The sequence below is a fragment of the Psychrobacter sp. CX16 genome, from assembly GCF_057396245.1.
Map to the genome: position 1 here is coordinate 1 of NZ_JBXYJF010000028.1, position 14,481 is coordinate 14,481.

The 14,481-nt window shown below is 40.6% G+C and carries 13 protein-coding genes, 1 tRNA gene and 1 pseudogene; 3 read left to right on the plus strand and 12 right to left on the minus strand.

Features of this window, described 5'->3' with window-relative positions:
* The 6 genes from AC2SLM_RS10225 to AC2SLM_RS10250 form a co-directional block, all read right to left on the minus strand.
* Positions 1-226, minus strand: a 226-nt coding sequence (locus AC2SLM_RS10225) for a transposase (protein ID WP_486551868.1), incomplete at its 3' end; no start/stop codon positions are given.
* 55 nt (positions 227-281) lie between these two features.
* Positions 282-1,232, minus strand: coding sequence for a hypothetical protein (locus tag AC2SLM_RS10230; protein WP_486553661.1), 951 nt, complete (start codon positions 1,230-1,232; stop codon positions 282-284).
* Positions 1,233-1,922: 690 nt separating this feature from the next.
* Positions 1,923-2,240, minus strand: coding sequence for a hypothetical protein (locus AC2SLM_RS10235; RefSeq protein ID WP_486553663.1), 318 nt, complete (start codon positions 2,238-2,240; stop codon positions 1,923-1,925).
* Positions 2,241-2,254: 14 nt separating this feature from the next.
* Positions 2,255-2,551, minus strand: a complete 297-nt coding sequence (locus AC2SLM_RS10240; protein ID WP_486553665.1) for a hypothetical protein — start codon at positions 2,549-2,551, stop codon at positions 2,255-2,257.
* Positions 2,538-3,755: an Arm DNA-binding domain-containing protein gene (locus tag AC2SLM_RS10245; protein WP_486553667.1), complete on the minus strand. Its 1,218-nt coding sequence runs from the start codon at positions 3,753-3,755 to the stop codon at positions 2,538-2,540. The genes AC2SLM_RS10240 and AC2SLM_RS10245 overlap by 14 nt, the downstream gene beginning before the upstream one ends.
* A gap of 10 nt (positions 3,756-3,765) precedes the next feature.
* Positions 3,766-3,981: a hypothetical protein gene (locus AC2SLM_RS10250; protein WP_007393965.1), complete on the minus strand. Its 216-nt coding sequence runs from the start codon at positions 3,979-3,981 to the stop codon at positions 3,766-3,768.
* 116 nt (positions 3,982-4,097) lie between these two features.
* On the opposite strand from AC2SLM_RS10250, the gene AC2SLM_RS10255 reads away from it, so the two are divergent.
* Complete coding sequence (locus tag AC2SLM_RS10255; protein WP_486542761.1) at positions 4,098-4,325, plus strand: helix-turn-helix domain-containing protein; 228 nt, start codon at positions 4,098-4,100, stop codon at positions 4,323-4,325.
* A gap of 201 nt (positions 4,326-4,526) precedes the next feature.
* Here the strand turns inward: AC2SLM_RS10255 and AC2SLM_RS10260 are convergent.
* The 5 genes and pseudogenes from AC2SLM_RS10260 to betB form a co-directional block, all read right to left on the minus strand.
* Positions 4,527-4,603 (minus strand) — tRNA-Val (locus AC2SLM_RS10260).
* A gap of 92 nt (positions 4,604-4,695) precedes the next feature.
* Positions 4,696-5,055, minus strand: a pseudogene (locus AC2SLM_RS10265) (DMT family transporter); the annotation flags it as partial.
* A 26-nt stretch (positions 5,056-5,081) separates the two neighbouring features.
* Positions 5,082-7,085, minus strand: a complete 2,004-nt coding sequence (gene betT / locus AC2SLM_RS10270) for a choline BCCT transporter BetT (protein WP_486553669.1) — start codon at positions 7,083-7,085, stop codon at positions 5,082-5,084.
* 154 nt (positions 7,086-7,239) lie between these two features.
* The gene (gene betA, locus AC2SLM_RS10275) at positions 7,240-8,940 is read right to left on the minus strand and encodes a choline dehydrogenase (protein ID WP_486553671.1); all 1,701 of its coding nucleotides are present in this window, start codon (positions 8,938-8,940) and stop codon (positions 7,240-7,242) included.
* A 216-nt stretch (positions 8,941-9,156) separates the two neighbouring features.
* The gene (betB, locus tag AC2SLM_RS10280) at positions 9,157-10,668 is read right to left on the minus strand and encodes a betaine-aldehyde dehydrogenase (RefSeq protein WP_486553673.1); all 1,512 of its coding nucleotides are present in this window, start codon (positions 10,666-10,668) and stop codon (positions 9,157-9,159) included.
* A 1,266-nt stretch (positions 10,669-11,934) separates the two neighbouring features.
* On the opposite strand from betB, the gene AC2SLM_RS10285 reads away from it, so the two are divergent.
* Together AC2SLM_RS10285 and AC2SLM_RS10290 are read left to right on the plus strand one after the other, a co-directional pair.
* Entirely contained in the window at positions 11,935-12,255 is a 321-nt protein-coding gene (locus AC2SLM_RS10285; protein ID WP_486553675.1) for a hypothetical protein, read from the plus strand.
* Between the two features lie 192 nt (positions 12,256-12,447).
* Positions 12,448-13,191 carry a hypothetical protein gene (locus AC2SLM_RS10290; protein WP_486553677.1) on the plus strand — a complete coding sequence of 248 codons (744 nt, stop codon included), beginning with the start codon at positions 12,448-12,450 and terminating at the stop codon, positions 13,189-13,191.
* Between the two features lie 153 nt (positions 13,192-13,344).
* Here the strand turns inward: AC2SLM_RS10290 and AC2SLM_RS10295 are convergent, their stop codons facing one another.
* Complete coding sequence (locus AC2SLM_RS10295; protein ID WP_486553679.1) at positions 13,345-14,238, minus strand: TonB family protein; 894 nt, start codon at positions 14,236-14,238, stop codon at positions 13,345-13,347.
* Positions 14,239-14,481 lie beyond the last annotated feature (243 nt).

Sequence of the window (14,481 nt, forward strand, 5' to 3'; positions counted from 1 at the left end):
CTTTGAGGCTTAAATCAGCAAACATCTGTTTAAGCCTACGGTTTTCTTCTTCAAGCTCTTTTAATCGCTTAACATCAGAGACTTCCATACCACCGTACTTGGAACGCCATTTATAGAAAGTCGAGCTAGCAATCCCGTATTTACGGCACAGCTCTTTAGCAGGTATTCCAGCTTCTGCTTCTTTTAATATCGATACGATTTGGGTCTCAGTCATTCGTTTGCTCATATCAAAACTCCTTATGGGTATTTTATAAGAAATTCTACGTTTGAGCTGTGTTATTTTAGGGGATAGTTACAATCTCTTTTGGCAAAGTATTAACTTTTGAGGCAGCTATTTCACGGACAGTTTTACTTTTACTGGTAGATAGAATGGCGACCAGCGAAGGGAATTTTTGAATTACATTTGGTTGCAAATTAGCTAAGTTGTCAATAAACTGCTTTTGTCCTTTGGCAGACAAGGTGGGAATTAACGATTCTATAAAAGCTCTGTGGTTCTCTAAAACTTCAAGCGTATCAGGCAATTGATAGATCAGATCTATTGAATTGGTATAATATTCATCGATTTCTTTACGCTCGAACATTAGTTTAATTAATAATTCATTATTTTTGGCCACTAACGCTTGTTCACTTTCGTCAGTCAGACCATCACTTTCCGAGTCATCTTTTTGTAACACATCATCGGCCATGAGTACTTTTAATAACTTCTCAAAAGTCCAGTTTGAACGATATTTAACCTCCCTATCTCTATCCATTGTGGACTTAAGACCGTCTACTACCAAATAAGTAAACCATTTTGGAACTGCTGGCGATATAACGGTATAGTTTTCTGATTTGGTCGCAGCTGCTAGTACTTTGCTATATCGAATTATTTGCTCAGGGGTCAGAGTTTTGAAGATATGCTTATAGAGTTTATGCCTGGCATTTTTGCTTTGGGTGATATGGCGATTAATATTAGTGGTCATGTTATGTTGATGACGATAGCTGCCCCAATAATATCCAATCGTACCTGGAAAATCTAATAGGGTTCCGAGCATGTCATCATTACGATTGGCAAAGTCTTGCAATAGGATGGGATCTTTACCATGGATTATATAGTTGATGACTCGCTCTGGATACTTTTCATCAGCTAAAGATAACCCATTGAAAATAGGTAATAAGCTATCAATGGCGGCTTTATTTTCTTTATCCCCAAACGAGGCTATTGATTTTATCTTATCAAACAGACTTGCCATTTAATTTCCCTTCTTATTTTTTTAATTATTTAACTATATATTCTAGTTTGTTAATTGCTTATTACTAACTCTCCTTTAAATAAAATATAGTACATCTAAATGGTACAGTCTATAAAAATAATAGTAAATTTTACTTTTTCTTTAATTTAACCTAGCAAATTCATGGAGGAAAATGCCCATGTAGATACAATTCGGGCTATAGCGCACCGCCTTTAATAATATCTAGTTAAGATTGGGCCAATACCTTATATGGCTATAGCCGTATTAACAAAGAAATACGTATTTTTTAGTATACTTACTTAAGTAAATATTATTTTATTCTAAGCAATTGTTAATCATTGCAGTAATAGGAACAGCGACGGTACACCATTAGGGTCTTATAAACATCAAGCCTTTAAGCTTATAGTGATATTTCCATACAAAGCTCATCTTCACTACGGATTTTAATTACTTTAATAAACTTTAGAAATGCGATTATTAGATAACTAAAATGAGGTGGTAAAGATATAGAAACACCACAGCGCTAATCTCCATGCTTCAAATGATACTGCACTATTGGCACCCACAGGTAATACTACATTCTTAACATATGGAATATCATTTGTTCTATATTTATTGAGTCCATTACACCTTGAATAAAAAAAACCAGACAACTTCAGCTATCTGGCTCTTAAATCTCAAAAAAATTAACTACCTACCATAGTACTCTTGCCATGTAGCATGCTCACACACCTCACAGCACCAACTCTCTTTAGACCTCATATAAGGAATGTCCGCAGGAACCTCCAAAGGGCATACATACCCACAGAAGTCGCACGTTACATCATCTAAGTAAGCAAAGCACTGTCTGATTTCACTAAATAACTCTGGAGTGCTAACGCTGTATTTGTGGCATACAGACTTAATATGATCAATATAGTCCGTAGCGGGATCATGAGCCCAGTAATCTTCACACATATTGAGCTCTTGGATACCCTGAGTTATGTTAGGTTGAAGTTTTAAAGTCATAATAAACGCCTCACTTAATAGCCATAACCAGGGTTTGTAAATAAATCTCGTAACTCACGCTCTAAAGAGGCGCGGAACTCCTCTGTTACAACAGTCTTTGTTGCCGCATTGTCCAGCTTGTTTTGTACCCATACGCGCAGCGCCATATGGTTATTGAAGTAAGTGTCAACCTCTAAGAAGCGTGCTAAATCATTACCTGCCTGAATACAGTTATCACGTATTAAGGCATTTGCAATGCTATTTGCCTCAGCACTAATATGTCCTTGAGGTTTGTGATCAGCTAATAGTGTTTGATAATCAATGGTCTTCATTGTTAACCTCCTTGTCCATATCCATATTGCTCGTATCAAACTGTGCTTGACTACGATTGACCAACGCTTCAAAAGCGCTACCATCTTGACGAGTCATGTTAGGTACGTAGCGACTGTAAGTATTAAACAGCATCTTGGTGGTTGAATGACCCATCTGATATGCAATCCATTCAGGGCTCTCACCAGCGGCTAACCACAGAGTGGCTGCAGTATGCCTAGTTTGATAAGCATTGCGCTTTTTAAGGCCTAATGCTTTGAGCGTAGGGTGCCAAACTCGTTTGTTGATATTGTTATAGTCAAGTGGCTCTCCCGTATGAGAGCAGAAAACATAGTCAGATTTGCCATAAGTGACCTTGTATTGCTCCTTTAACGCATCATAGACCAGTTGTGACATTTGGATTGCTCTATAAGACTCTTGAGTTTTAGGTGGAACGATTTTGCCTTTAACCAGCGCCTGATTGATTACAATCTCTCTTCGATTAAAGTCAACATTCTCCCAAGTTAAGCCGTCAATCTCGCTGGTTCGCATACCTGTAAAAAAGCGCACAAGATAGTAAGCCTTATAGTCTACTCTGACACCGTTTAAAAACTTCCAAACCTCCTCTAATGTGAAGGGCTGAATGCTAACCTTAGGCTCTTTAAGTGCTTTGATGTCTTCATAAGGATTATCAAACTTGTAGCGTTTTGCCGCTTCTTTTAGTATCATACCTAAAGGTACCATTATCGAATTGATGCGTGCCGCTGACAGATGTTTGTTAGTTTTTCCGCGAGTTACTTTGGCGAGTGAAGAGCGGAAGGCTAATACATCTGTCTTTTTTATACTTTCGATAGGTCTACTTTTAAATTCAGGGATTAGATACATATCTAAAATCTCTCTAACTTTGCGTCTTTGGGTAGCACGCCATTCAATCTCTTTTTCTGAAAACCAGAGCTCTGCAAACTGGGTAAAAGATGGCACATTGGTTGTGATGCATTCTTTTCGCTCACTTAGATACATCATCCGTTCAGCTTTATCACTCTTAGGAAAGTACTGAGCATAGTTGAATGTACCTAGTACTATCTCAGCTTCCATCCTCTCAATTATCTTTTGAAGCTTCTTACGGTTTTCAGGGGTATCAATCAAATTAGTTGTTTCGCGACAACGGACACCTAAGTACCGAAAGTCGACAAACAGTTTTTTACCTCGGCTTCTAATGCTGGCCATAATAGTCTCCTTATTGTAATGCCATAGCGTTGATACTGCCGGATACGCCGACACGCATGTCTTTTTCAATTTCTTCCCAAACATAAAGGATTTTTCTACCACCAAATGGTCTGATGTAGTGAATGCCTTCAATTAAGACACTGTCTTTGAGCTCATTTCGAATTGTACGAGGGGTGTACTTGATGCGTTCAGAAAGCTCTTGGGTTGTTAAGTAAGTATGTGACATAATACATTCCTTATATAAAGTTTAATCATCATGGTACTTTTAAATACCATAGTTGTAATTTAGCACATATTTATAACTATGCAAGTACTTTTTACAACTAAGATTGGAGTTTTTCTGTGATAGTTAATCATTTACCGACTTTGTTAGCGGAAAGAAGACTAAAGGTAGCGGATGCCGTACGAGCGACAGGAATTAGCAAAACAACGTTACATAAAATATATAATGACCAGTCATCAAGAATCGACTTCGATACTATTGATAAGCTGTGTGAGTTTTTAGAGGTTGGGGTCGGGGATATATTTGAGTATGTGCCTAGTGCAGAAGAGCTGGATTTGAAAAATTAGAGTAGAGGTCAAATTTAAGAAATTTATGAGTGCAAAAATATAGGGCAGGCACAGCTTGGGCACAATCTGGGCACACGGTTTTTTTGCAGTTTATAAAGATAGACTGAATCGATGTATTGTGGCGAGAGTTAGAATTAGTGTCAGCCCTTATAAATCAAGCACAAAAAAAGCCCCAATCATAAAGATTGGGGCTTTCGAATCTGGTAGGCGTAACTAGATTCGAACTAGCGACCTCTACCATGTCAAGGTAGCGCTCTAACCAACTGAGCTATACGCCTATTGAGGTCACGTATTTTAGCAAGTTTTTGGGCTTTTGCAAGTGTTTTGTCATAATTAATGGTGATTAACCCTAAAATATTATCCTACTCCATTAACCACTTATAGAGTTTGAAAATAAGTTTAGCACCACTACCCCAGCGACGATCAGTCCAATACCAATAATTGCCGGTGTATCGATGCTTTGCTTAAATACAACCAGCCCTATTAGTGCCGTTAATACGATACCCACACCGCCCCAAAGTGCATATGCGATGCCCAAAGGAATAACCCTTAACGACTTGGTTAAAAAGTAAAAAGATAAAGCATATAAGATGACCATTGCTAACGTCGGCAACGCCTTAGTGAACTCTTGTGATTTAACCAAGAAGGTAGTGCCGATAATTTCGCAAATAATAGCGGCAGCCAAATAACTATAAGCAATAATAGTAGGAGTCATAAAATCCGCCATTAATTCTTCACCATAGACCTAAAGAGCAGTTAACGCTCAAGATGCAAGAACTGCATATGACGCTCATATTGATTCAGGATATCCACCAATACTTGCTCCTTAGTATAGCCGACTAAATCATACTCTTGAGAGCCTTCACTTAAGAATACCTCAGCACGGTAGTAATATTCCGCCTGAGTGCTTGAAGAGGCTAACGTAAAGCTCGGACGTTCTGCTTTTACCAAATAGACATCATATACAAAGTCATTTTCAGAACCATGACCGACCTCTAAGCTCAAACCTTCAAAGCCTTTGGTGCCATCGTGCTCTACTAATTTAGTCACTAGACCGCCCTCATTAAGCTCTGCCCTTACCTCTTGCATAGCTGATAAAACGACTTCTTGCATAAAGCGTTCAACTTGTTTCTTATTTGGGAAACTAACAATACGCTGTAATCGCGCCTTCCAGCTTTTACCATTATTAAGCACATTCGCAGTACCAATAACACTGGCTTTACGCTTATTACCCTCTTCTTTTAGGCAACCCCACATAGATACCATATAAAGTAGAAGAATAATTGAGAAAGGTAGGCCTGCTATCACAGAGACAGACTGTAACGAGGTAAATCCACCTGCAAATAATAAGCCTAAAGTAATAAGACCTGTCGCTGCGGCCCAGAATAATCTTAACCATACAGGCGCATCCGCATCATTGGTAAGACCCCGTGAACTCAAGTTAGACAGCACTAGAGCGCCAGAGTCAGCCGATGTCACAAAGAACACCAGACCAATTATGACACCTGCAAAAGACAGTACATCGCTATAAGGATAATGTTCAAATAAAGCGAACATACCCATGGCAGCGTTGTCTACAGCAGTCTGACCTAACTCAGTCGCCCCATTATTAACCAAATCGATTGCTGAGTTACCAAAGATAGAGAACCAAGCGAAGATAAAGCCTAATGGAATAAACATCACACCAAATACGAATTCACGTAAGGTACGACCACGGCTAATACGCGCGATAAATAGACCGACAAACGGTGCCCAAGCAACCCACCAAGCCCAGAAGAAGATGGTCCACCATGACTTCCATTCCGCACCAGCTGCACCTTCATACGCATAAACATCAAATGTTTTGGCGACGACAGTTTGGAAATAATCCCCTACGTTTTGAGTAAAGGCATTCAACAAATACACCGTATTGCCCATTACTAAAATGGCAATCAGCAACAAAGTTGCGGTTATCATGTTAAATTCAGATAAACGTCTAACCCCTTTTTCCACTCCAGTCATGGCAGATAAACCCGCTGCCACAATAACCAGTACGATAATAATACTTTGTACTGTTTTACTATCTGCAATACCAAACACATGGGTAAGACCAGCATTGGCTTGCAATACACCAATACCTAAGCTTGTCGCAATACCCATTAGCGTACAGACGACACCAAAGGTATCAACGCTATCACCGAGCCAGCCTTTAACCAAACGCTCACCGAAAATCGGGGTCAATGCCGAACGCAACGCCAGTGGCATATTCTTACGGTACGCAAAATAAGCTAAGGTCATACCAATTAAGGCATAAATACCCCAGCCATGTAATCCCCAATGTAAAAACGTCTGTGGTAGCGCAGCGCGCATGGCCTCTGCACTCTCTGGAGTTAGACCGCTATGAGGTGTTAAGTAATGCATCAAAGGTTCAGACGCACCAAAAAATAACAGGTCGATACCAATACCTGCTGAAAAAAGCATTGCCGCCCACGTTATAAATGGGAATTGCGCTTTTTCATGATCTTGACCTAGCTTAATATCACCATAACGCGACATGCCCACGAATAGGGAAAATATACTATAAGCAGCAACGACTAACATGTAGTACCAACCAAAACTATTGGATACCCATGCCATGCCAGAGCTTAATAAATTTTCACTATAGGTTGGAAAAGAAATGGTCCAAATAATAAGTAAAATAGAGATAACGGCTGAACCAATAAATACCGTCTTATTTAATCTCAGGGTTTCCGTAGATTCCTCGGCGGGAGTACTGTGCATGAAATTTCCTTATCAATAAATAAAATGGTACTACTTACGTAACCTCATGACTAGTAATAAGACACTTTAAGTAGTACCAGTCCCAAAAATGGACTCAAAATATGAATCCCTATTAAGTAAGTAGGTCAATAATAATAAACTTTTATAACCACAATTAACTGGTGGCATCATATTGACGCATAGGCTCGCCACGAATTGGCGCACCATCTGCCACATAATAATCCGCTGTCGAACGTGGCAGTTTTTTACCGCGCATCTTATCGGCAATCTTTTCAGCAATCATAATCGTCGTTGCGTTCAAGTTACCGCTAATAATGTTCGGCATAATAGAGGCGTCCACCACACGCAGTCCTTCCATACCATGCACCAGACCTTCGACATCAACCACCGCTTGATTATGATACCCCATCGCACAGGTACATGATGGGTGATAAGCGGTTTCACCATGTTCACGCACAAACTCATCGAGCTGTTCGTCAGTGACAATGTCTTCAGTCGGCGAGATAGCCTTACCGCGATATGGATCCATGGCAGGCTGAGCGATAATTTCGCGAGTCACACGAATGGCTTCTCTAAACTCGCGCCAGTCTTGTTCAGTTGACATATAGTTGAATAAAATGCTTGGATGCTCATTTGGGTCACGTGATTTTAGTTTCACGCGGCCACGGCTTGGTGAACGAAGCGACCCAACATGCGCTTGGAAACTATGCGCATCAACCGCACTGCGGCCATCATAACGAACTGCCAATGGCAAGAAGTGATACTGCACGTTTGGATGGGTAAACTCTTCGTGAGTACGAATAAACCCACCTGCCTCAAATTGGTTTGAGGCACCCAGTCCTGTTCCCATAAATAACCACTCTGCCCCAATAGCTGGCTTGTTCCACCATTTATTGGCAGGGGCGATAGAAACTGGCTGCTTACATTCGTACTGTAGATAAAGCTCTAAGTGATCTTGTAGGTTATTACCGACACCAGGCAAATCTTTTACCACGGGAATGTTTAACTCATTGAGCCATTCAGCAGGACCAATACCTGAGCGCTGTAACAGCTGAGGTGAGCCAATTGCGCCTGATGACACAATGACCTCACGATTGGCATGGAAGGTCTTGGTTTGACCCTGATGCTCAACGTTGACACCGATGGCACGATTGCCATCAAATAAAATAACGTCCGTCAGCGCACCGGTTAAAATAGTAATATTGCTACGTGGTTTGGCTTTATCTAAATAACCACGCGCTGTGGATGCACGGCGGCCGTTTGGTGTCACAAATCGATCCATCGGGCCAAAGCCTTCTTGCTGATATCCATTTAGGTCCTCAGTGCGTGGATAACCTGCCTGCACCCCCGCCTCAATCATGGCTTCATACAAAGGGTTTACACCCGGCTTAGATGTTGTCACTTCTACCGGACCGCCCACACCATGATAGTCATTCTCGCCCGCATCACGGTTTTCACATTTTCTAAAATACGGCAAGCAGTCAAGATATGACCACTCTTCTAGACCTTCAATCTTTGCCCAATCATCAAAATCAAGCGCATTACCACGGATATAGCACATACCGTTAATCAATGATGAGCCGCCCAAGCCTTTGCCACGGCCACAGTCCATCTCTCGATTATTCATATAAGGCTCTGGGTCTGTTTTATATCCCCAGTTATAAGTTGTGCCTTGTAATGGCATCGCTAACGCAGCCGGCATTTGGGTACGAAAGTCTAAACGATGATCGGGGCGCCCTGCCTCAAGCAGCAGTACGGTGGTATCCGCATCTTCCGTTAAGCGCGTAGCCAAAACGTTACCTGCTGATCCTGCGCCAACAATAATATAATCAAATTCTGATTTTACTGATGTCATAATCCTGTCCTTTTAAGCGACCCTTTTAAACCAGCAGAGTCATTTTTAAAACATAAGTCATTCATTCACTACAATCATCGTTTGAGCATCTAAACATTATTTTGAGCATCTAAACAAAGAAAGCAGTGGCATAAAAAAGACGCTAAGCACTGTGTTACCACATACTCAATACAGTAGTAACACAGTGAGTATTAGCGCTTTATATTAAAGAACGTCTTAAAATACAGATTCAAAGCCGCCCAGTTCAATTTGAACCGATTTGGTCTGAGTGTAATGCTTTAAGGTTTGCACACCATTTTCACGGCCAACACCTGAATGCTTATAACCGCCCACTGGCATCTGTGCTGGTGATTCACCCCACGTGTTAATCCAGCAAATGCCTGCCTCAATCTGTGCAATCACACGATGTGCTCTAGTCAAGTCTTTGGTGACAATACCAGCGGCCAATCCGTAATTGGTATCGTTGGCGCGGCGAATAACTTCTTCTTCGGTGTCATAACCTAAAATTGACATCACTGGACCAAAGATTTCCTCGCGCACAATACGCATCTCGTCTGTGCAATCTGTAAATACGGTAGGCGCAATATAAGCCCCTTTAGCAAACTCACCAGAGGTTAATCGCTCACCGCCACACAGCAGTTTGGCGTCACTTGCTTTGCCGTCTTCAATGTAGCTTAGAACATTATCCATGTGCTTAAAGCTCACCATTGGCCCCATGGTGACGCTTTCATCCATTGGGTCACCAATTTTGATGCGATTGACACGCTCAACAATGGCTTGTTCAAACTTCTCTTTGATAGAGTTTGGTATAAACACGCGCGTACCGTTGGTACATACCTGACCTGAGCTGTAGAAATTGGCCATCATCGCAATGTCTGCCGCCATATCGATATCAGCATCATCAAAGATAACCAATGGCGATTTACCACCCAGCTCCATGGTGACATCTTTAAGTGATGAGCCGGCTGCTGCTTCCATTACTTTCTTACCGGTATCGACACCCCCAGTGAAAGACACTTTGGCAATGTCTGGATGATTGGTCAGCGCTGTACCCACTTCATAATTACCTTGTACTACGCTAAATACACCGTCTGGCAAACCGGCTTCTGAATAAATTTCAGCTAGTTTTAATGCAGACAGTGGCGTCACCTCCGATGGCTTAAATACCATGGCGTTACCTGCCGCTAGAGCCGGGGCTGATTTCCACATCGCGATTTGAATCGGATAGTTCCAAGCACCAATGCCAGCAACCACACCCAACGGCTCTTCACGGGTATAGACAAAACTGGTCTCACGTAATGGAATTTGACGACCTTCTAATGCCGGCGCCAAACCTGCATAATATTCAATGACATCAGCACCAGTGACAATATCTACCGCTTTGGTTTCAGACAGACTTTTACCCGTCTCATAAGTCTCAAGCACTGCTAAGTCGTCATTACGCTCACGTAAAATATCCACCGCTTTTAGCAAAATACGACTACGCTCAACCGGTGTCATACTTGCCCAAATCTTCTGACCCTCTTGCGCCGCTTTTACGGCCTCATCGACTTGCTCTTTGGTTGTTTGCTGAATCGTCGCCACAACCTCGCCTGTCGCAGGATTAACGGTATCAAATGTGGTTAGTGACTCATCAACAGGCAAATAAGCGCCATTGATATAGGCGGTTTGCACTGCGTCATATTTAACCTTACCTTCGCTAATATTAGAATGATATGTATTGGTCATAACGAACTCCTTAAATCAAAAGAAAACAACACCACATACTCAACATCACGAAGAGCAGGTTGCTTACACTGAATTCTTATTCGGTAATACGGATGCTGATTAAAATACGCTAGTAACGAGTCATTCATATTTAACTCAATGACTAAAATCGTTTAATCAGATACTAAAACTATTAAATTAGGACGATTGGTCTAAAACCCAAACATTCGTACAAAACGTAACGTCTAATCGGCTATATAAACAGTAATAAATAAACACCAAGTGTCGTATAAACGCCTTAATTCAAGGCTTAATGGCTGATTAACATTGCCAATAGGCTAGCTATGATAGTCATGAGTTAATCAAAAATCTAAACAATAGTTATCTGCAATTGGTTTTTTTGGGAATAAAAAAAGAGCTCAACCGCAAAGCAAACTCAATTTTACTTATCGGGTAGCTCTTAACTCAATAATTCTTTATTTTTCAATATAGTAGAATATAGCAGGCAGTCATGGAGCCAACTATTGTTCACTTATTATAACAAATTCATCAAAAAACGGTAGCCCGAATTCATCCTATTCAGTTTACGATATCTACTCCACAGCCAGATAAATCTCAATATTTAGTATTTTATCCAATATATTTTACGCTTTTTTTAATTAACTATAACTTCATAAAATATATCTCATCCTATTTATTATTATTCTTATTGCTCACTATAAATAACTTTCATAGATTAATTAGACCAATCAAGAATTCACGATTAATTTAATTTTAAAATGATAGTAAATAGGGCTAAATCAATATTGAAGAAAGACCGGTTAGCCAATAAATTTAAGAGTTTGCTAAAGCTTGAGAGAGTCACTGTATTTAAGATGTGGTATCTAATGACGCTTTATTACCACTGAATTGATAACCTATATTAAGAATATAGCTTTATACCGTGATTGTTAGGTATGAGTTAACAATGTTTAGCTCGTGAGCAGCAACAGCACTTGGCTTAACCGTTGAAGATTCTAAAGCCGTTCGTGAGACAGACCCAGCTCGTCATTTGTCCAGTTTCCTTTAAAATTGAAACTGATACTTTTTAAAAGTATTCTATTGAATAGACTGTTAAGAAGGCTTCTCAAATGAGGGCTTAACTTATAATTATCATCAATAGATAAACAGCTGACGAATAACGCCGACTGCTCTATAATAATAACCCCTTAAAAACCTTATGATAATCTCTGCTATATAATGCGGGCCAACACACTATTTTGCCACTCCTATTGTAAAGGCTATTGGATGAGACCACCCCAACCACTAGAGCTCTACTTCGACCCTATCCTAACGTCAAGACAACGTCTACTGTGCCGCCTGTTTTGGACAAAAAGCAAGATTGCGTCTTATAATGATATCGAAAGGCAAATAGAGAGGTTTCGCCAATTATTTAGGTTACCGAGCTCGACTGAAGTCTTTGCCATATTAGAATTTTGTCACGTCTATGATACGCGTTACCATTGCCAAGTATGCCAACGCCTACGCCGTATCCACTACCCTACTGAGTTAATACACTTGCCTGATGAACCTTGGCGCTGTGAAGATTGCCTAACCCTTATTGATTAATTACTGTGCCTATTGACTCGGTTATCCTTATCTCTCCGTCAATCCAATCTCTACTGCCTGTGATAAAAGCCAAACAGGTTGTCACTGTTCATTAATAGACTTTTATTCACCGCTAAGGCAGTATGGTTCATATACTAATTACAGCGCTTTATCCGTTGAATAAAACTCATCCATTAATAAATAGAGAAAAATATGACAGATAAGATAATTGACCTAGGTTCGGGATTTTGGAACATACGTGGCTCATTCAAACTGGGCGGATTTATAGATATCGGTACTCAGTGTTCATTAGTACAACTAGAATCTGGTAAATTTATCTTTTTGGACAGCTATACCCTAACCGGCGAAGTACGCGACAACGTAATGCAATTAACTGATAATGGTGAGAAAGTAGAAGCTATTTTAAACCTGCATCCTTTTCACACCGTACATTGTAAACAGATGGCCAAAGATTTTCCAAATGCTATTAACTACGGCAGTAGCCGTCATAAGACAAAGATACCTGAAGTAAACTGGGCTGATGACTTGGTAGAGAGTGATGCTGTTGCTGCCCGCTACCCTGAACTTGAGTTCTCATTACCAGAGGGTATTGACTATATCTCTGAAAACGAGATGATTCATGCCAGCTCACTGCTTGCTCACCATCCTGCTAGCAAAAGCTTGCACGTTGATGACACCTTTGTCACTCCGCCAGTAAAAATCCTACAAGCCGTTATGCCTGAGCTGTCACTGCACCCAACCACCAAAAAGGCATTAAAAGACGAGCCTAATGCCGGACAAAAATACTGTGATTGGGCAGAAGAGTTAGCAGATAAATGGCAGGAGACACAAAACTTTTGCGCTGCTCACTCAGATTTAGTGAAGTTTGGACCAGGCGAATTTAAGGCCGCCCTATTAAAAGCAGTTAAAAAAGCACGTCCTAAATTACAGAAGTAATCATGCTATTTAAATACGCTTGTAGAACCCAGTATTTAAGCTAGTTTAATACTGCGCCTGATGATGATATAACCTAAGACTGTTAAGCGGTCTTAGGTTAATTTTTTGAATACTCCCCTTTATCCTGCCAACATGTATGCTCTTACAACTAACTTAAGCTTCTAGTTTAATCGGGACAACAACCGTACCTGTGGTGGGGTTACCTTGGCTGTCGGTAAAGGGGATAAGCTTACCGGTCTTTGCGATACGCTCCATTTCCTTATCAATTGAGGTATTACCAGAAGAATCTAAGGTTCTAGCGTTGGTCACATTCCCCTGCTTATCAACGGTTAGCTTAAGCCTGAGCACATAAACAACAATTGGCCCGCTGTTACGTCTAAATCTATTCGGTAGCTTAAATTTAGGTTCAGTAATCCATTTTGCATCACCTAATGCAAATTCTTTAGGCGGTTGATTGGTACGCTCTCCTCCTTTTTGACCGTTCTCGTTATGGACTTGTCCTTTGATAACATTGCCATCTTGATCATTACTGGCACTGTTGCTTTGTGAGGAGGCATCTTTAGCGGCAGTATCACTACCCGTATTACCTGCCTGCCCACCTGTATCTGGTTCGTTATCAACATCTAAATTATCAATTAAATCGTCATTTAATACCTGATTATTGGACTTATCGAGAGGGTTGTTGGACTGATCCGTAGTCTGCGTAGCATCATTATCTACCGACTTTTTAGGAATCAAATTATTAGATGGCACCTCTTGTTGTTGCGCTTTGGGCTTAACGACATCTACACTCCTATCACTGTCATCAATATCAGCCTCTCCACTTTCACCAGTATTACTAGACAATTTATTGTTTGCATCAATAGCAGCGTTTGCAGATGCTATATCTGAACCAGCACTTGAAGCAGATGAATCAGAGCGGTTAGAACGGCTAGCGGAGACATCAATAAACTGCACCTGCATTGGCCTTACTTTCTCAACCGTATCATTTTCTATCGTTAACACAGAAGGCTTAGGCGGCTGATGCACTTTTGAATTAACAAACACCCATGCAAAAACGCATGCAGCATAATAACGATGAATGCAGTGATGATATGAACTTTACCAAATTTGGATTTGGTCTTAGCGATTTCATCCATAGGCTTTTATAACTCATTGATTTGTTTATTGGTTAGGCTGTGTTAACGCGACAGGTCTAACTATAGCGTTTTGTTGGACTCAGGTTCTCGTATTAACAACGAGTGATACTTGTATAGAGAGCTATAAGGCGATTTAAATTTTTATTAATCA